Source organism: Pseudomonas alkylphenolica, assembly GCF_000746525.1.
Classification (GTDB): domain Bacteria; phylum Pseudomonadota; class Gammaproteobacteria; order Pseudomonadales; family Pseudomonadaceae; genus Aquipseudomonas; species Aquipseudomonas alkylphenolica.
On record NZ_CP009048.1, the window covers coordinates 2436400 to 2455088 of the forward strand.

Sequence of the window (18689 nt, forward strand, 5' to 3'; positions counted from 1 at the left end):
TTCGGCTACGCCGAAGGTGCTGCGCACCGGCCCCTACAGGCACCTCCGCTCGGCCTCCTGAAGTCGCAGTCCGCGGCGCCTGAACTTGCGTGTATGAAGATCAAGATCAACATGTTGAAGCGGGATTTTCCCGCGATGCGATGTGGCTGACAGTCCGCAATCGCGGGGCAAGCCCGCTCCCACCGGGCGACCAATTAACCCGGTGGGAGCGGGCTTGCCCCGCGATGGCATCAGTATGGCTACGCCAGTGCCTGGTTTCGAAGATGCGCCAGTGCAGACGCCACCCGTAACTTTGCGACTTCAGGAGGCACCGCAGCGTAGGGCCGTATGCAGGAGCCAGCGGTTTTGGTGGAACTGTCCCATGACAAAAGGGACCCGCCGTAAGGGCGGAAGGGGCCGCCAGCGTCGCCACACAAAATGGATAAGCTAACAACCCCAACACCCAAACACCCCGCCTCTGTCAGGTCGGGCAGGGTTCAGAACTGCTGATCGTCCATCTGCAAGACAGCATCCGCCCCCTGAACCACGACCCGAGACAGACTTTCGACCTGGGCCAACAGCTGATCCGCGTAGAACCGGGCGGTAAGCAGTTTGCCGCGATAGAAATCCTGATCGTCGCTGCCGGCCTTGAGCTGGCGGTGGGCGACCAGCGCCGAGCGGGCCATCTGCCAGCCACCGGCGACGATACCGAGCAGCTCCAGAAACGGCACGGCACCGGCCGCGACACGGGCCGGTTGCGTGGCAAAGTGGCTGACGATGAACTCGACACTGGCGTTCAGCGCCACCAGCGCCCGGGCCAATGCGCTGGCGTTGGCCTGCAGTTGCGGATCGTCGGTCCAGGCCAGCTCTTCCATCACCCGGTAAATCTGCTTGCTCAACTGGCCGATGGCCTTGCCGCCATCACGGGCGACCTTGCGGCCGATCAAGTCGGCAGCCTGGATACCGGTGGTGCCTTCATACAGCGTGGTGATCCGCGCATCGCGCAGGTGCTGGGCTGCACCGGTTTCCTCGATAAAGCCCATGCCGCCATGGATCTGGATACCCAGCGAGGCGATGTCCACGGCGTTCTCGGTGCTCCAGCCCTTGACCACCGGGATCATCAGGTCGACCAGCGCTTGGGATTCCTGACGCACCGCCGGGTCCAGATGGCGCTCGGCGCAGTCCATTGCTGCCGCGACGGCGCAGGCGAGGGCGCGCATGGCCTCGGTGCGCGACTTCATCGACAACAGCATGCGCCGCACATCCGGGTGGCGGATGATCGCGACGTTGCTGCGCTCAACTGCGCCGATCTCGCTGCCCTGGATCCGCTCGCGGGCATAGGCGCGCGCCCGTTGGTAGGCGCGTTCGCTTAAGCCCACGCCTTCCACACCGACGCTGAAACGGGCCGCGTTCATCATGATGAACATGTATTCCAGGCCACGGTTTTCCTCGCCCACCAACCAGCCCAGGGCGCCTTCATGGTCACCGAAAGCCAGCACGGCAGTCGGGCTGGCGTGGATACCCAGCTTGTGCTCGATGGATGCGCAGCGCACATCGTTGCGCGCGCCTAGGCTGCCGTCGCTGTGCACCAGGAATTTCGGCACGACAAACAGCGAGATACCTTTTACCCCGGCCGGCGCGTCCGGTGTACGGGCCAGCACCAGGTGGACGATGTTTTCGGTGAGGTCATGTTCGCCATAGGTGATGAAGATTTTCTGGCCCTTGATACGGTAGGTGCCATCGCCCACCGGCTCGGCGCGTGTGCGCACCGCAGCCAGGTCGGAACCGGCCTGAGGCTCGGTGAGGTTCATGGTGCCGGTCCATTCACCGCTGATCATCTTCGCCAGGTAGGTTTGTTTCAGGTAGGCCGAGCCGCGCAACTCGATGGCCTCGATAGCGCCACGGGTGAGCATCGGGCATAGACCGAAAGACAGGTTGGCGCCGTTCCACATCTCTTCCACCAGCGCCGACACCACCCGTGGCAGCCCCTGTCCGTCGAACTCGGGGTTGCAGGAGAGTGCGTTCCAGCCGCCATCGATGAAGCGCTGGTAGGCCTCACGCCAGCCTTTGACCGTGCTCACTTCGCCGTCGCACCAGCGTGCGCCTTCGCGGTCACCTTGTGTGTTCAGCGGCGACAGCACGCCGTGGGCGAACTTGCCGGCTTCGCCGAGAATGGCTTCGACAAGCTCGGTATCGAGCTGATTACAGCCGGGTAGTTCCCGCACCTGGTCCAGGTAGCCTAATTCATTGAGAACAAACTGCATGTCGCGCAGGGGCGCGTGGTATTCACTCATGACTGGATCCTTGGCCGATTTTATTGAGGCTCATGAAGACTGCGAACAGGGAGCTTGTGTGCACAAGCACTGACGCGAAGTTCAACAGATTGGCTGGACGAAGTGCCCACCCCTGTAGGGTGGGCGTTGCCGTGCGGGGATCAGGGCGTTTTCTTCTGGCTCTGCAAAAAGTCCTGTACCAGGTTCGAGCGGTCAAACGACTTGGCCTGTTGCACCGGTGGGTACTCGGCCAGGGTCTTGAGGTGCGCGCCGATCAGCTCGCCCATCGGCCCCGAAATCCAGGAGGATTTCTGAATCAGCTGGCCATAGGAGTCCTTGCTGTCGTAGCTCTCGAACGGGTCGCTGCGCAGGTTGAACATCAACGGTGCGAAGCGCGGTACCAGTTGCGCGTAGTAGTCCTCCTTGGTGGAGAAATGCAGCTTCCAGGGGCCCATGCGCACCGCGGTCAGTTTGCTTTCGATGTAGTAAAGGATGCTGGTGCGCTTGCTCACCGGCGACTTGCCGGTCCAGTACTCGAGGTTGTTGATGCCGTCGATGTACTGCTTTTTCTCGGTGCGGATCCGCTCCGCGACATCCGCCACTCCGGCCGCGGTCGCCAGGGTGGTGAACATGTCCTGATGCGCCTGGATGCCGTTCTTGATCTGGCCCGGCTGGATCACGCCCGGCCAGCGCAGCATCGAGGGCACGCGCACGCCGCCTTCGTAGGTGGTCATCTTCTCGCCGCGAAACGGCGTGGTTGCACCATGGGGCCACGACGAATGCTCCGGACCATTGTCGGTGGAGTACCAGACGATGGTGTTGTCCTCCAGGCCCTGATCCTTGAGGAAGGCGAGCACCTGGGCAATGTCATGGTCATGCTGGAGCATGCCGCTGCCCTGGGTATCGTCTTCGTGGGTGTACTGCGCGGCGGCGTGGCGCCATTTGTCGTTGAGGTGGGTGTAGAGGTGCATGCGGCTGGTGTTGAGCCAGACGAAGAAGGGCTTGTCCTGATCGTGCGCCTTGCGCATGAAGTCCAGGGCTTTGGGGATCACTTCGGCGCCATCGAAGTCTTCCATGCGCTGCATCGTCAATGGCCCGGTGTCTTCGATGGTCTGCTTGCCGACCGGCCCGAAGCGGGGGTCGACAGTGGTGTCGTCCTGGTCACTGGCGAAGGTATGCAGCACGCCCCGGGTCTGGAATTTCTTCGCATAGGCCTGCGGCCCGCCGGGATAGTCTTTGGCGTAGTACTGGTAGTCGGTGTACTGGTGCTGTTCTTCGGTGTTGAGGTGGTACAGGTTGCCAAAAAACTCATCGAAGCCATGCACCGTCGGCAGGTTGGGGTTGTTGTCGCCCAGATGGTTCTTGCCGAACTGCCCGGTGTTGTAGCCGGCGCTTTTCAGCACCTGGGCAAGGCTTGGCGAGGCGGCCTGCAGGCCGAGTTTGTCACCCGGTTGGCCGACGGTGGTCATGCCCGAGCGGATCGGGTATTGGCCGGTGATGAAGGCGGCCCGGCCTGCGGTGCAGGAGGGCTGTGCGTAGTGGTCGGTAAAGCGGATGCCCTGCATGCCGATGCTGTCGATGTTCGGCGTGCTGTAGCCCATGGTGCCCATGCCATAGGCGCTGACATTCTGCCAACCGATGTCGTCACCCCAGATCACCAGGATATTGGGCCTGGCTGTCTGCGCATGGGCAAGCGGGGCGGCCAGTGCCAGGCAGGTTAGACAGGGTACGGCCAGCAACCGCTTCAGGTAGCTGATCATCGGCGCTCTCCTTTATCCGCCGGTAAAACCTGCAGCGTCTCCAGCGCATCGCGCAGCGCCGCTGGCAGCGGCACCGGCCGGCGGCTCACGCGGTCGACGTAGACATGCACGAAGTGGCCCTGGGCCGAGGCCTCGGTGTTGTCGTTGGCGAACAGCCCGACCTCGTAGCACACGCTTGAACTGCCCAGGCGTGCCACGCGCAAACCGGCGCGTACCAGGTCGGGGAAGGCAATCGAGGAGAAGTAGCTGCAATGGGTATCGACCACCAGGCCCACGGTCGGGCACTGATCGAAGTCCAGCAGCTTCTGTTCCAGCAGCCAGCCGTTGACCACGGTGTCGAACCAGCTGTAGTAGATGACGTTGTTGACGTGACCATAGACGTCGTTGTCCATCCAGCGTGTGGTGATGTCACGCAGGTAGGGGTAGGCGCTGCGCGCTTGCGCTACGGGTTTGTTCATGGCTTCAAGCCTCCTGCTGCAGGCGGCGCACACGGATGTCCGCCTGCTCTTTGTGCCCCGACATATGTTCATAGCTGCACAGCCGCGAGCAGTACTGGCCGATCATTACGCTTGCGGCGTCGGTCAGCACGCGCTGGTAGGTGTGGGTCTTGATGAACTTGCCGACCCACAACCCGCCGGTGTAGCGACCGGCGCCCATGGTCGGCAGGGTGTGGTTGGTGCCGATGACCTTGTCGCCATAGCTGACATTGGTGCGGTGGCCGAGGAACAGCGCGCCGTAGCGGGTCATGCGCTGGTGGTACCAGTCCGGGTCGCGGGTCATCACCTGCACATGCTCGGAGCACAGGCGCTCGGCGACTTCCAGCGCCTCTTCGTCGCTGTCGCACAGGTAGATCTCGCCGAAGTCGCGCCAGGCGACGCTGGCGACCGGTGCTGTATCCAGGCGTGAAAGCACCTGCTCGATAGCGGCCGGGAGCTGTTCGGCGATGGTTTTACTGGTGGTCACGCAATAGGCCGGGGAGGTGGGGCCATGCTCGGCCTGGCCGAGCAGGTCGACGGCAACCAGTTCGGCGTCCACCGTGTCGTCACAGATCACCATTGTTTCGGTGGGGCCGGCAAACAGGTCAATACCGACGCGGCCATACAGCTGACGCTTGGCTTCGGCGACATAGGCGTTGCCCGGGCCGACGATCATGTCGACCGCCGCGATGCTTTCGGTGCCAAGCGCCATCGCCGCCACGGCCTGGACGCCGCCCAGGCAGTAGATTTCATCGGCGCCGGCCAGGTGCATGGCGGCGACGATTTCCGCGCAGGGCTTGCCTTCGAAGGGCGGCGCACTGGCAATCACCCGCTTGACCCCGGCGACCTTGGCGGTCAGTACGCTCATGTGCGCGCTGGCGATCAACGGGTACTTGCCGCCAGGAATGTAGCAGCCCACCGAGTTGACCGGGATGTTGCGATGACCAAGGACTACGCCGGGCAGGGTCTCGACTTCGACATCGTGCATCGAGTCTTTCTGCACCTGGGCGAAACGGCGGATCTGTGCCTGGGCAAACAGGATGTCATCGAGTGTCTGCTTCGGCAGGCTGGCGATGCAGGCGTCGATCTGTTCCTGGCTCAAACGCAGGCTTTGCGGCGTCCAGTTGTCGAATTTCGCCGAGTACTCGCGTACCGCCGTATCGCCGCGCTGCTCGATATCGCTGAGGATGCCCTCGACGGTGGCGCGCACCTGGGCCTGGTCGCTGGCCTTGGCCTGGGCCGATTGCCCCTTTTTGAGGTGTTGAATCACGGTAGATCTCCTTCAGGTTTCAGAGGTCGCGCCTCAGGCGGATTGGTAGGTCGGCACTGCAGGCCGGGCGACCCGCAGCACAATGGCACTGGCGAGCAGGTACAGGCCCATGACCAGGAACAGGCTGTAGGTGGTGCCGCCGCTGGCGGTATTCAGGGCACTGGTGAGCGAAGGAATGACCGCTCCGCCGAGGTTGCCGATGCTGCTGACCAGGGCAATGCCCACCGCTACCGAGGGGCGCGGCAGGTATTCCGAGACCAGGGCGAAGAACACCGGCGGTACCGAGGCGATGCCCAGCATGGCCAGGCACAGGCCGAGCAGCGAGACGCCCAGTTGCCCCTGGGCCAGGACGATGATCGCCAGGCCGCAGGCGGCCACCAGTGCGCCGCTGGAAAAATGCCAGCGCCGCTCGCGAAGGCGGTCCGAACTGCGGCTGAGCAAGAGCACCCCGGCCACCGCGCATAACTGCGGCAGGGTGGCGTAGATGCCGATTTCCATCAGGTCGGAGACGCCCCAGCCGCGAATCAGCGTGGGGGTCCAGAAGGCCATGGCATAAGTGCCCGCAACCATGAGTACGTAAACCAGCGACAACGCCCAGAACCGGGTATCGCCGAGCAGGTCGCGCAGCGACGCATGGCTGGCCTTGAGCGCTGACTGCTGCTCGGCGTCCAGTTGTGCGCGCAGGCGGGCTTTCTCTTCGGCGCTTAGCCAGGGGGCCTGTTCAGGACGGTCGACCAGTACGCGCCAGGCCACCAGGCCCAGCAGCGGGGCGGGCAGGCCTTGCACCAGAAACAGCCACTGCCAGCCGTGCCAACCATTGAAACCGTCCAGGAATTTCATGATCGCACCCGACAGCGGCCCGGCGATCAGGCTGGCGAAGATAGCCCCGAGCAGGAACACCGCGATCATCCCCGCACGCCGTGCCGGCGGGTACCAGAAGGTCAGGTAGAGCAATGCCCCGGGGGTGAAGCCGGCTTCGAAGGCGCCCAGCAGAAAGCGCAGCACATAGAACTGCGTGGGGGTCTGCACGAACATCATCGCCATGGCGACCACGCCCCAGCAGACCATGATGCGCAGCAGCGTCTTGCGCACGCCGATCTTCTCAAGCATCAGGTTGCTGGGCACCTCGAACAGCAGGTAGCCGATGAAGAAGATACCCGCGCCCAGCGCATAGACGGCGTCGCTGAACGCCAGCGTCTCTTTCATCTGCAACTGCGCGTAACCGACGTTGATGCGATCAAGAAATGCCACGACGTAGGCGGCCATCAGCAGCGGCATGATGCGCCAGCCGATTTTTCGATAGAGCTTGCGGTCGTCTGCGGTTTCGCTGCGGTTCATGCCTGTCTCCTGATGGTTCTTGTTGTTATTGACCTGCAAGGGCGTGGCGCTAAGCCGTGGAGCGCCGCACCAGGTGCCCGGGTACTTCGTACAGCGCCGGGGTGCTGCCAGCAGGGCGGCCTGCGCCCAGCAAGCGGATGGCGCAGGCGATCATCTGGCTGACCGGCTGGTGCACGGTGGTGAGGCCATGCTCCGGATAGCCGGCGGCGAGGATGTCATCGAAGCCGACCACGGCGACGTCTTCGGGCACCCGCAGGCTAGTGTTCATGCGCAGGTGACTCAGCACCCCAAGGGCCATGACGTCGTTGGCACAGAACACCGCGTCGATGGCCGGCTGCCCGGCGCTGAACAGGTGGGCGGCTGCGGCGCGTCCGCCTTCGTAGCTGTACCCGCCGTGGATGCGGGCAACCACCGCCTGACCATGCACCGCCAGGCCCTGTTCGAAGCCGAGCAGGCGGTCGGCGGTAGTGGAGACGTCCGGGTCACCGGAAACGAAGGCGCAGGCGCGGCGTTTTTGCCCAACCAGGTATTCGGCCACCCCGGCGGCCATGCGCTGGTTGTCGCAGCACACCGACCAGACGGTCGGGTCTTCGACGCGGCGGTTGAGAAACACCACGGCAACCCCCTGGCGAGCGCACAGCTCGGACATGTGCGAAGACAGCCTGGCCGCGGTGACCACAATGCCATCGACCTGGTACTGCAGCAGCTGGGGCATCAGCGCGTCGGCATCACCGCCGGCCGGGACCACGAACAGCAGCAATTGCTGGCCGGACTCGCGCAGTTGCAGGGAGAACGCCTCAAGCACTGCGGGGTAGAACGGATTGCTCATGTCGCCCATCACCAGGGCAACGATGCCGGTACGCCGCCGGTTCAGCGAGCGGGCGATGGCATTGGGCCGATAGCCCAGCTCATCGGCCATGGCCAGGATGCGTGCGCGCACTGCGGCGGAGATCCGCGACTGGGCGTCGAAGGCACGGGTGACCGTCGAAGTAGCGACCCCCAGGCGCAGGGCCAGATCCCGGGCGGTGATCCGGCTGACGGCCAGCTGGCTGGGGTGGGCGGGTGACTCCGTGGCGCCGCGCTCGTGTGGCATGCCAGTTCCTCAGGCGGTTGTGCAATCGTGTGCACTGATGACCCGGATGCTATCCACGTTGCTCGTCACGCACCCCTCCCCAATGGAGGGGGGAACCGATCGGCAGGTTTGTCGAGAAATGGCTTTTCGTTGCCCCGCAGCGGGGGCAGGCGGGCCGATGTCAGTCGATCAGCTTCTGGTTGCGGGCCTGGACCATGGCGTCGTAACGGCTGGAAACGCCGAGCTTGGCGAAGATATTGCGCAGGTTCCACTTCACCGTTTCCAGGGTGATATCCAGGGTGTGGGCGATGCGTTTGCTCGACATGGCCTGGGCCACCAGACTGAGGATTTCGCGCTCGCGCGGGGTCAGTAATGGCTGCTGCCCGGGTGGGGTGGTGCGCCGTGCGTGTGGCGTTGCAAGGTTTGGTGAGCAGGGGCCGGTGAGTTTGTCGATCAGTTCGTTCACATACTGGCGTAGCGGGTCTTGCAGCTCAGTGCTGGCCAGCGCACACAGCAGCTTTTCACTCAGCGCACCTTCGTCCAGCAAGGTGCGCACCAGGCCCAGGCGCTGACCGGCTTCGACGGCCTGGCGCAGGCGCAGCAGCGCTTGATCATGACGCTTGAGGTCTTCCAGTACCTCCGCCGACAACAGGTCGACGAGCACGCCCAGGCGTCCGCGGTGGAAGCGCTCGGCAAAGTCCTTGACCCTGTCCAGCGCCTGCAGCGCAGCGTGTGAATCCTCACTGACCAGTATGCGCGCGTGCGCCAGGGCGGCGAGGGCCGGCAGCTCCGCCCGGCCGCCCTGGTCCTTGCCGTGCTCGTGTGCCAGCGCTTGCAGGGCGTGCAGCAGTTCGATGGCGTGATTGCGCTGGCCCTTGATCAGGCACACGCGGATCTGCTCGCCCAGCAGGTGAGCGACCGGGCGCATCTGCCCCAGGCTGCGCAAGTGGGCAATCTGCTGGCGCAAGAAGCTCAGGGCCGCGTCCGGGCCTTTCTGCAACAGATCAAGACGGCTGCGGCTCAGGTTGGTGCGCACGATGACATCGGGTACCGAGGAGTGCAGCAGGCCGAAGCGATTGGCGATCAGCTCACGGGCGTCATCGATCCGGTCCAGTTCATAGAACGCGTCGGCCAGCAGGCTGGCGCAGAGGTTGGCGCAGATTGAACGGTGTCCGCCTTCGCGGGTGGAGCGTTCCAGCAGTTCGGACGCCAGTACTTCGGCCTCGACGATGTCGCCGGCCAGCAAATAGGTGGTCAAGCGTGCGGACTCTGCCACCAGGGCCATGTCATTGCTGCGATCCTCGGGGGGGATCGGATGGGTGTCGAACAGGCGCCGGGCATCGGCATAGCGCCCTGCGGTGGCATAGGCAACCGTCAGGGCGGCGAGCAGTACATAGCGCAGAAAGGGGTTGTCCATCGGTGCGTCGCGCACCGGTTCCAGCAGGCGTATGGTCAGTTCGCTGTCGTCTTCCTGGATGGCCACCGCGGCATGGATCAGCGGCAGGCCACTGGCAAGTTCAGGGTGGGCGTTCAGGTTGCAGGCCTGCAAGCGGCTGAGCCAGGCTTTCGCCCGCCCCGGACGCGAGGTCAGCGACACCGTGAGGCAGGCCAGGAACAGCAGGCGTTGATGGCGAAACAACACGTCTTCGGGCAAACGTTCGAGCAGGCGCAAGGTCGGTGCCAGGTAATCCAGGCTCCAGGTCGCCGGCGTGGTCTGTTCAATGACCTGGACGGCAAAATCGGTGTCGTCAGCGAGGCTGGCGTGGCGGACCGCTTCGGTCAGGCAGTTGTGCCCGGCGAACCAGTGGGCGCCGAGGCGGTGCAGGGGCCGCAAGTCGTGCTCGCGGCGTTGCAGGCGGGCGCTGAGAAACTCGCCGAACAAGGGGTGGAAGCGATACCAGACGATGCGGTCGTCGGAGTCGACCCGATAGATCAACAGGTTCTCGTCTTCCATGCGCTTGATCAGTTCGCCGGCTTCGGCGTTGCCGGTCACGGTAATGGCCAGGGCTGCGTTGAAACGCCGGAAGATCGACAGCGCTTCCGCCACCTCCACCAGCTCGCTCGGCAAGTGCGCCACCACTTCCTCGCTGAGGTAGGTCTGCAGGTCGTTGGAGCGCCACACCAGGTCATCGAGGATCGAACGGGGATTGGGGCGGTTCTTCAGCATGATCGCGATCAACTGCAGGCAGGAGGGCCAGCCGCTGGTCAGGTCGTGGATCAGGCTGAGTTCATCGGCGTTGAGCTTGTCGGGGCCGAGGTTTTCTTCGATGAAGGTGCGGGTTTCGGCCAGGTCGAACGGCAGCTCGGCACTTTCAATCTCCACCACCAGGTCCATGACCCGCAGCCGTGACAGGCTCAAGGGCGGATTGACCCGTGAGGCAAGCACCAGGTGCAGGTTGCTGGGGCTCTGGTCGAGCAGTTTCTGGATCAGCTTGTGGGCATGCGGGGCTTCGACATGGTGGTAGTCATCGACCACCAGGAACAGCTCCTTGCTCAGCATCGCCGCCGCGTTGACGATGATCGCGACCGTGCCGTCTATGGCCGAGAGGGTGTTGTCTTCGCGCTGCAGGTTGATGTCGATATCGATGCCCAGGCGCCGCAAGCCCTCCAGAAAGGCGGTGCAGAACGCGGAGTAACCCTTGTCATCGGCAGTCAGGGAAACCCAGGCCACTTCCGCACCGGCTTTGAGCCGGTCGTGGCGCCACTGCGCCAGCAGAGTGGTCTTGCCATAACCCGCAGCACCGGTGACCAATACCAGCCGGCAATGATGCATGCGTTTGAGCTGCGCCAGCAGCGCGGCCCGGGCGACATGCCGGGTACCGATGCGCGGGGGCGAAAACTTGGTCGAGACCAAGTGCCTGGCAGGATTCTTGGGCAATGTGTTTTCCACGATTCTTATTGGTTCGAACGAAGCTAGCCAAGCTGTCCAGACAGGTCAAGCCTTGCGCGGACAGCCGCTGACCGCCCGCAAAGGGAGGGACGGGAGGGCGACGTTGTTTTCTAAGATCCGTCAGGTCCCCATTCAGGGTGCTAACCAAGGAATCACGATGAAACTGGATAATAAAGTAGCCGTTGTCACGGGGGCGGCCTCGGGGCTGGGCCTGGCCACCTGCAAGGCGCTGGCGGCAGCCGGGGCCAGGGTGGTGGGTTTCGATCTGGATCAGCAGCGGCTCGACGCGGCGCTTGAAGGTATTGCCGGGATCGCCGTAGACGTTGCCGACGAAGCCAGCGTCAAGCGCGGTATCGATGCCGTGGTGCAAAAGTATGGGGCAGTGCATGTGGCGGTGAACTGCGCCGGGGTGCTGGGGCCGTGCAAGACCCTTTCCAAGGGCCAGGTGTTTCCAACCGAGTTGTGGAACCGGGTATTGGCGGTCAACCTCACCGGTACCTTCAACGTCATTCGTCACGCCGCCCTGGCCATGTCGGGCAACGATGCCGAAGATACCGGCGAGCGCGGGGTGATCATCAACACCGCCTCGGGCGCTGCGCGCGAAGGGCAGATGGGCCAGGCGGCGTACAGCGCCAGCAAGGCCGCGGTGATCGGCATGACCCTGCCCATCGCCCGCGACCTGGCTGAACATGGCATCCGTGTGGTGAGCCTGGCACCGGGGTTGTTCGAGTCGGGGATGTCGGCGGGCATGCCGCTGAAAGTCTCGGAAACCATCGTCAACGGCTTGCTGTTCCCCCGTCGCATGGGCTATGCCCACGAGTTCGCGGCGTTGGTGCAGCATGTGGTGGAGAATGCCTACCTGAACGCGCTGACCCTCGATATCCAGTGCGGCACCCGCTGATGGTCGGCGCGGGCTTGCCCCGCGATACGATGTGTCTGACACAGCGCAATCGCGGGGCAAGCCCGCTCCCACCGGGTGGGGGGCTGACACAGCCTGACGATTACAGGCGTTGGTACCAGGCCACGCCTTGGTCGTCGAGGCTGACGCTGATCTCGCCACGGTGTAACAGATAGTTCAGGCAGGCGAGGGCCTCACCGGTCGCCAGGGTGTATCGCGTGCTGTCTTCGCTACGCACTGTGGCGCGGAACAGCAGCGCGAACAGGTCGACCACCCGCCTGGGCTGGTCCAGGCCTTCGCGCAGACGCTCCAGCGCGTCATCGGCATCCGCCTGTAATTGCTCGATGCGCGCATGCAGCCCATAGAAGGGTTTGTTATGCGCCGGCAGCACCAGCACATCATCCGGCACGCACCGGCGCAGCTTGCTCAACGAATCAAGCCACTCGCTCATTGGATCGGCGTCCGGTTCTGTCGGCTGCACCGAGACGTTGGAGGAGATGCGCGGCAACACCTGATCGCCCGATATCAGCAGCTTTCGCTGCGCGTCGTAAAGGCAGGCGTGCTCCGGCGAATGACCAGCGCCGACCAGCACTTGCCAGCGATGGCCGTCAATGTCGAGCTGCTCGCCGTCTTCGATGCGCCGATAGCTGTCCGGCAGGGCCGAGAGCATGCGGCCGAAACCGCCGAAGCGCGTGCGATAGCGCTGCAGCGCCTGTTCGTCCCAGCCAGCGCGTTGATAGAACCCTAGCGTCTCTTCGGGTGCCGCGCGGCGGCTGTCGCTGGCTTGCATTCGACAGTGCAGGTATTCCAGGCGGGTCATCCACAGGCGGCAGGCGCAATGCCGGCTGAGCCAGCCGGCCATGCCGACATGGTCGGGGTGCAGGTGGGTGGCGATGATCCGGGTCAGTGGCCTGTCGCGCAATGCGCCATCGAGCAGTGCGCGCCAAAGAGCCAGCGTCTGCTCATCGTGGATGCCGGTGTCGACCAGCGTCGTCCCAGCGCCGTCAGCCAGCAGCCAGACATTGATGGTTCCCAGCGAAACCGGCAGTGGCAACCTGAGCCAGTGCACGCCCGCAGCAATCTGTTGTGGCACGCCAGGTGCGGGCGGCGTGGCGTAGGGGTAGCGCAGTTGCGCGTCTGAGCTGAGCGAAATGCCGTCCATCGTTCTGTTCTCCTGTGGATGTGCCAGACGCTACAGCAGGGGGGGGTAGGGGGCACCTCCCTTTCAGAAAGGGGGGGGAGGACAGTTGCACGACGCTGGCACCCTTCCGGGCACTCGATCACTGATTGAGCGGCTTGCGAACCTGGAGGTCCAGGTTCAACCCAGGGGAGGAGACACCCAGATGAATAACAAGAAAAAATCGAATCCACGTCGTCCCACCAGTAACCATGCAGTCCGGGCAACGGTCGTGACCTTGTGCACGCTGGCCTGCGCCAATGCCGTGGCCGTCGAGATCGACACCGGTAATGAAGATATCCAGCTGCGCTGGGACAACACCCTGCGCTACAACCTGGGCATGCGTGTCGAGGGGCAGGACAAGGCCATCCTGACGAACCCGAACAACGATGACGGCGACCGCAACTTCGACAAGCACCGCCTGGTCAACAATCGCCTGGACATCCTCAGTGAGTCGGACATCGTCTACAAAGGCAAGTACGGCGCGCGCGTCAGTGCCGCGTTGTGGTACGACGCCGCCTATGCCGGTGACCTGGACAACGACAGCGTCGCCACGTCCAACCACCTGGGCGCTGGCGGGCGTCCGGCCACGGGCTTGAGCCGCTATACCAACCGTTACTACGAGGGTCCGTCCGCCGAGTGGATGGACGCCTTCGTTTTTGGCGAGTACAACCTTGGCGAGATGCCGCTCAAGGCCCGTCTGGGTCGTCACACCGTGAACTGGGGCGAGTCGCTGCTGGGTGCCGGCGCCATTCATGGCATCTCCTACGGCCAGGCGCCCCTGGACCAGGGCAAGGCCCTGGCGCTGCCGGGGATCGAGGCCAAAGAGCTGTACCTGCCGCGCAATCAGTTCTCCACCCAGTTGCAGGTCAACCCCGCGCTGTCCTTTGCCGCGCAGTATTTCTTCGAGTGGCGGCCATCGCGGGTGCCTGAGTCTGGCAGCTACCTGGGCTTTGCCGATATCTACCAGCAAGGCGGCGAGTCGTTCATCCTCAGCCCCAGGCTGCGCGCCCTGCATGGCGATGACATCGAGCCGGACAACGCCGGTGACTGGGGCGTGATGGCGCGCTGGAGCCCGGAATGGCTGGACGGCACCCTGGGGTTCTACGCGCGCCAGTTCTCCGACACCCTGCCACAGGTGATCCTGCTGGCTAACGCACGGCCGCAGTACTTCCTCAACTACGCCGACAAGATCGACATGTACGGCATCAGCCTGTCGAAGGAAATCGGCGGCATCAGCGTCGGTGCCGACCTCAACTACCGGCGCAACATGCCGCTGGTGAGCTCGGCGGCGCGGGTGACCTCTGCGGCGCAGTTGCCGGATGACGGCGACATTCTCGGTGCCCGTGGTGACACCTTGCATGGCGTCCTCAACGCCATCGGCTCGCTCAGCCCGACGCCGCTCTACGATGGTGCCAGCTGGTCGGCCGAGCTGACCTGGAGCCGCTGGCTGTCGGTCAACTCCGACCCGCTGAACCTGTTCAAGGGCTCGTCTGCCTACAAAGCGGTACCCACCAATATCGACGCCGTGACCCGCGATGCCTATGGGCTGGCCGTCAACTTCACGCCGACCTGGTACCAGGTGTTCCCCGGTGGCGACCTGTCGATGCCACTGAGCTTCTCCCAGGGCATCAACGGCAACTCGGCCGTGGGCTCGGGGGGTAACGAAGATGCCGGCAGCTACGCCGTCGGCCTGGCGCTGGATGTCTACAGCCGTTACCGCTTCGACCTCAAGTATGTGGACTACTTCGGTGATTACTCGACCAACCCGGTCACTGGTGCAGCTCTGACCCCAAGCGGGAGCCAGGCGCTGCTGGAAGACCGTGGCGCGGTGTACTTCACCTTCAAGACCACGCTCTGAGCCGCGCTTGCCACTGCTGCAAGCTTCCCGGCGCTACTCCCGTTTGCGGGACCAGTGCCGGTGCAATGCGCGCTCGCGCGCAACTGATGTGAGGTGAACACGGTGTTCAAACAACGTTTACGACTATCACTGATCCTGACTGCGCTACTGGCGGGCCAGGCGCTCGCGCAACCGGCATTTGTCTCGCCCCTGGATATGCCCGCGGCGCAGAGCAGCCAGGCGATCCATGCGCCACTCAACGCCTTGGCGCAGGCCGGTGGCCGGCTGATTGCCGCCGGTCAGCGCGGCCATATTCTGTTTTCCGACGACAGCACGACCTGGGTTCAGGCCCAGGTGCCGGTCAGTTCCGACCTGACCGCATTGATGTTTCCCAGTGCCAGCCAGGGCTGGGCTGTGGGCCATGAAGGCGTGGTCCTGCACAGCAGCGACGCGGGCAAGACCTGGCGCAAGCAGCTCGACGGCCGGCAGATCGCGGCGCTGTTGCTCAAGCACTACGGCAACCCGGCCAACCCCGATGACCCTGAAGCGCAACGCCTGAAACAGGATGCCGAGCTGTTTGCCCAGCAGGGCGCCGACAAGCCGTTGCTGGATGTGTGGTTCACAGACGAGCGCAGCGGTTTCGTCACCGGTGCCTTCAATCTGATCCTGCACACCGAAGATGGCGGGCAAAGCTGGACGCCCTGGCAGGATCGCGTCGACAACCCGCGCAGCATGCATCTGTATGGCCTGCGCCCGGCGGCCGGCACGCTGTTCATGGTCGCCGAGCAAGGGCTGGTGCTGAAGCTCGATGCTGCCAGCCAGCGCTTCGTCAAAGTGCAACTGCCTTACGAGGGCACCCTGTTCGGTGTGCTCGGCGATGACCAACTGGTGCTGGTTTATGGCCTGCGCGGCAACGCCTTGCGCAGCCTTGATGGTGGCGCCAACTGGAGCAAGGTCGATACCGGCATAGAAGCCGGTATCACCAGCGGCCTGATCGCCGCTGACGGCACGATCGTGCTCGCCAGCCAGACCGGGCAGCTGCTGCGCTCCACTGACCGTGGGGCGACCTTCAGCCGCGTGGCGCTAGATCGCGTGGCCCCCAACTTTGCAGTGGCAGCCGTTGCCGACGGGGCCGTCGCCCTGGCCGGGCTCGGTGGCGTGCGTGTGCAGAGCCTGCAACTGAACAAGAACGCCGGAGAGCTCTGATGGGTATCCACAATGCCAGCGACAACCTGCAGACCATTAGCAACCTGAAGGATTTCAATCACCGCTCAGGCAGTCGCCTGGAGCGCCTGATCTTCAACAATCGCTTGCTGGTCATCCTCTTCTGTGCGGTGGTGACGGTGATACTGGGGTGGGATTCGACCCGCTTGACGCTCAACGCCGCGTTCGAGAAAACCATCCCGCAGAACCAGCCTTACATCCGCAACTTCCTTGACAACCGTGACGAGCTCAAGGGCCTGGGCAATGCCGTGCGCGTGGTGGTCGAGAACCGCTCGGGCGATATTTTCGAGCCTGCCTACCTGCAAGCCCTCAAGCACATCAACGACGCGCTGTTCCTGACCCCAGGCGTCGACCGGGCCAACGTCAAATCGTTGTGGATGCCGGTGGTGCGCTGGAACGAGGTCACCGAAGAGGGCTTCGCCGGCGGCCCGGTGATGCCCGACAACTACACCGGCTCGCAAGCCAGCATCGATGCCCTGCGCCAGAACATCAGCCGCGCCCAGTTGCTCGGCAACCTGGTGGGTACCGATTTTCGTTCGAGCATGATCTTCCTGCCGCTGCTCGACAAGGACAGCAACAGCGGTGAAGCGCTGGACTACTGGGAACTGTCCAAGCGCCTGGAAAGCATTCGCGCCCAGTACTCCGGCGATCAGGGCGGCGCCGACCTGGATATCCGCATCGTCGGCTTCTCCAAGGTGGTCGGCGACCTGCTCGATGGCCTGCAGCAAATGGTCATCTACTTCGCCGTGGCGGCCTTGATCGCGGCGCTGATCATTTTTGCCTGGACCCGCTGTGTGCGCAGCACCGCGCTGGTGCTCGGCTGTTCCTGCATCGCCGTGCTCTGGCAGCTCGGGCTGATTGCCCGCCTGGGTTACGAGCTCGACCCATACTCGATCCTCGTGCCGTTTCTGGTGTTTGCGATTGGCGTGTCCCATGGCGCGCAGAAGATGAACGGCATCATGCAGGACGTGGCCCGCGGCACCCATAAACTGGTGGCTGCGCGGTACACCTTCCGCCGCCTGTTCCTCGCCGGGGTCACTGCGCTGGTCGCCGACGCCGTGGGCTTCGGGGTGCTGATGCTGATCGACATCCCGGTGATCCAGGACCTGGCCATCACCGCCTCGATCGGCGTCGCCCTGCTGGTGTTCACCAACCTGATCCTGCTGCCGGTGATGCTCTCCTATACCGGCGTCAGTCCCAAGGCTGCTGCGCGCAGCCTGCGCGCGGAGCAAAAGCCTGCCGGTGGCCTGTGGTTGCTGCTCGAGCGTTTCACCGAACGCCGTTGGGCGACGGCGCTGCTGGTGGTGTCGGCGATCCTCGCGGTGGCGGGCTTTATCGTCAGCACCCAGCTGAAAATCGGCGACCTGGATGCCGGGGCCTCGGAGCTACGCCCCGATTCGCGCTACAACCTCGACAACGCCTACATCAACAGCAAGTACTCGCTGTCGTCCGACCAGTTCGCGGTCATCGTCAAGACTAAAGCCGAAGGCTGCCTTGAGTACCAGACGCTGGTGGATGCCGACCGCCTGGGCTGGGCCCTGCAGCAGGTTCCGGGGGTGCAGAGCACGGTGTCGCTGGCCGACGCGGTACGCAAGATTACCGCCGGCTCCTACGAGGGCAGCCCGAAATGGATGTCGATTTCGCCGAACCAGGACGTGCTCAACTACGCCGCCCGCACCGCCAGCACCAGCAACCCGGAGCTGTTCAACAACGATTGCTCGGTGATGCCGGTGGTTGCCTACCTGACCGACCACAAGGCGCAGACCCTGGACCAGGTGGTGCAGGCCGCCGAAGCCTTCGCCACCGCGAACAGCACAGCGGAGCGGCAGTTCCTGCTGGCCGCCGGCAGTGCCGGAATTGAAGCGGCGACCAATATCGTGGTCAAGAAAGCCAACCTGACCATGCTGATGTACGTGTATGCGGCGGTGATCGTGCTGTGCTTCATCACCTTCCGCAGCTGGCGTGCGGTGGTGGTCGCCGTGGTGCCGCTGGTGATCACCTCGATTCTCTGTGAAGCGCTGATGGTCGCCCTGGGCATGGGCGTCAAGGTGGCGACCTTGCCGGTGATCGCCCTGGGCGTGGGCATCGGTGTCGACTATGCGCTGTACCTGCTGAGCATTCAGCTGGCCCGCCAGCGCGCCGGTGCGAGCCTGGCCGAGGCCTACCGGCATGCCTTGCGTTTCACCGGCAAGGTCGTCGCCCTGGTCGGTGTGACCCTGGCCGCCGGGGTCATCACCTGGGCGTTCTCGCCCATCAAGTTCCAGGCCGACATGGGCATCCTGCTGACCTTCATGTTCCTCTGGAACATGCTCGGTGCATTGGCCCTGATCCCGGCGCTGTCGCACTTTCTGCTCAAGGACGTGCGTGCCAGCGGCTCGGCGCTGGTCACCCCGGTGGTGCGTGAGACCGAGGCGGCCGCCGAACCGCAAGCCCGGACTGTGCAGTGTGTGTAACGCCAACCTGAACCTGTCTTTAGCCCCGAATTCATAAGG

The 18689-nt window shown here is 64.0% G+C and carries 12 protein-coding genes; 4 read left to right on the forward strand and 8 right to left on the reverse strand.

What is annotated here, in order from left to right:
• Positions 1-476 precede the first annotated feature (476 nt).
• The 7 genes from PSAKL28_RS11305 to PSAKL28_RS11335 form a co-directional block, all read right to left on the reverse strand.
• Positions 477-2273: an acyl-CoA dehydrogenase C-terminal domain-containing protein gene (locus PSAKL28_RS11305; RefSeq protein ID WP_038610206.1), complete on the reverse strand. Its 1797-nt coding sequence runs from the start codon at positions 2271-2273 to the stop codon at positions 477-479.
• Positions 2274-2413: 140 nt separating this feature from the next.
• Positions 2414-4012 carry an arylsulfatase gene (locus tag PSAKL28_RS11310; RefSeq protein ID WP_084589091.1) on the reverse strand — a complete coding sequence of 533 codons (1599 nt, stop codon included), beginning with the start codon at positions 4010-4012 and terminating at the stop codon, positions 2414-2416.
• The gene (locus tag PSAKL28_RS11315) at positions 4009-4470 is read right to left on the reverse strand and encodes an acyl-CoA thioesterase (RefSeq protein ID WP_038610209.1); all 462 of its coding nucleotides are present in this window, start codon (positions 4468-4470) and stop codon (positions 4009-4011) included. Before PSAKL28_RS11315 ends, PSAKL28_RS11310 begins: the two co-directional genes overlap by 4 nt.
• 4 nt (positions 4471-4474) lie before the next feature.
• Entirely contained in the window at positions 4475-5758 is a 1284-nt protein-coding gene (hisD, locus tag PSAKL28_RS11320; RefSeq protein ID WP_038610211.1) for a histidinol dehydrogenase, read from the reverse strand.
• A 33-nt stretch (positions 5759-5791) separates the two neighbouring features.
• Positions 5792-7096 (reverse strand): MFS transporter, encoded by a 1305-nt coding sequence (locus tag PSAKL28_RS11325; RefSeq protein ID WP_038610214.1) that lies wholly within the window; start codon positions 7094-7096, stop codon positions 5792-5794.
• A gap of 49 nt (positions 7097-7145) precedes the next feature.
• Complete coding sequence (locus tag PSAKL28_RS11330) at positions 7146-8189, reverse strand: LacI family DNA-binding transcriptional regulator (RefSeq protein ID WP_051939305.1); 1044 nt, start codon at positions 8187-8189, stop codon at positions 7146-7148.
• A 160-nt stretch (positions 8190-8349) separates the two neighbouring features.
• Positions 8350-11046, reverse strand: a complete 2697-nt coding sequence (locus PSAKL28_RS11335; protein ID WP_038610217.1) for a winged helix-turn-helix domain-containing protein — start codon at positions 11044-11046, stop codon at positions 8350-8352.
• A 169-nt stretch (positions 11047-11215) separates the two neighbouring features.
• Here PSAKL28_RS11335 and PSAKL28_RS11340 point away from each other — a divergent pair, with 169 nt between their 5' ends.
• On the forward strand, positions 11216-11959 hold the full coding sequence (locus tag PSAKL28_RS11340) for an SDR family NAD(P)-dependent oxidoreductase (protein WP_038610220.1): 744 nt from the start codon (positions 11216-11218) through the stop codon (positions 11957-11959).
• A 100-nt stretch (positions 11960-12059) separates the two neighbouring features.
• Here the strand turns inward: PSAKL28_RS11340 and PSAKL28_RS11345 are convergent, their stop codons facing one another.
• Positions 12060-13118, reverse strand: a complete 1059-nt coding sequence (locus tag PSAKL28_RS11345) for an MBL fold metallo-hydrolase (protein ID WP_038610224.1) — start codon at positions 13116-13118, stop codon at positions 12060-12062.
• 181 nt (positions 13119-13299) lie between these two features.
• On the opposite strand from PSAKL28_RS11345, the gene PSAKL28_RS11350 reads away from it, so the two are divergent.
• The 3 genes from PSAKL28_RS11350 to PSAKL28_RS11360 all read left to right on the forward strand — a co-directional run bounded on the left by PSAKL28_RS11350 (position 13300) and on the right by PSAKL28_RS11360 (position 18650).
• The gene (locus tag PSAKL28_RS11350; protein ID WP_038610228.1) at positions 13300-14994 is read left to right on the forward strand and encodes a DUF1302 domain-containing protein; all 1695 of its coding nucleotides are present in this window, start codon (positions 13300-13302) and stop codon (positions 14992-14994) included.
• 102 nt (positions 14995-15096) lie between these two features.
• The gene (locus tag PSAKL28_RS11355) at positions 15097-16179 is read left to right on the forward strand and encodes a WD40/YVTN/BNR-like repeat-containing protein (RefSeq protein WP_038616532.1); all 1083 of its coding nucleotides are present in this window, start codon (positions 15097-15099) and stop codon (positions 16177-16179) included.
• The gene (locus PSAKL28_RS11360; RefSeq protein WP_038610231.1) at positions 16179-18650 is read left to right on the forward strand and encodes an efflux RND transporter permease subunit; all 2472 of its coding nucleotides are present in this window, start codon (positions 16179-16181) and stop codon (positions 18648-18650) included. The genes PSAKL28_RS11355 and PSAKL28_RS11360 overlap by 1 nt, the downstream gene beginning before the upstream one ends.
• The last annotated feature ends 39 nt before the right edge of the window (positions 18651-18689 follow it).

Bases quoted from the DNA above. Each gene is read 5' to 3' on its own strand.
- PSAKL28_RS11305 (WP_038610206.1), bottom strand. From the start codon at position 2,273: ATGAGTGAATACCACGCGCCCCTGCGCGACATGCAGTTTGTTCTCAAT.
- PSAKL28_RS11310 (WP_084589091.1), bottom strand. From the start codon at position 4,012: ATGATCAGCTACCTGAAGCGGTTGCTGGCCGTACCCTGTCTAACCTGC.
- PSAKL28_RS11315 (WP_038610209.1), bottom strand. From the start codon at position 4,470: ATGAACAAACCCGTAGCGCAAGCGCGCAGCGCCTACCCCTACCTGCGT.
- PSAKL28_RS11325 (WP_038610214.1), bottom strand. From the start codon at position 7,096: ATGAACCGCAGCGAAACCGCAGACGACCGCAAGCTCTATCGAAAAATC.
- PSAKL28_RS11330 (WP_051939305.1), bottom strand. From the start codon at position 8,189: ATGCCACACGAGCGCGGCGCCACGGAGTCACCCGCCCACCCCAGCCAG.
- PSAKL28_RS11340 (WP_038610220.1), top strand. From the start codon at position 11,216: ATGAAACTGGATAATAAAGTAGCCGTTGTCACGGGGGCGGCCTCGGGG.
- PSAKL28_RS11345 (WP_038610224.1), bottom strand. From the start codon at position 13,118: ATGGACGGCATTTCGCTCAGCTCAGACGCGCAACTGCGCTACCCCTAC.
- PSAKL28_RS11350 (WP_038610228.1), top strand. From the start codon at position 13,300: ATGAATAACAAGAAAAAATCGAATCCACGTCGTCCCACCAGTAACCAT.
- PSAKL28_RS11360 (WP_038610231.1), top strand. From the start codon at position 16,179: ATGGGTATCCACAATGCCAGCGACAACCTGCAGACCATTAGCAACCTG.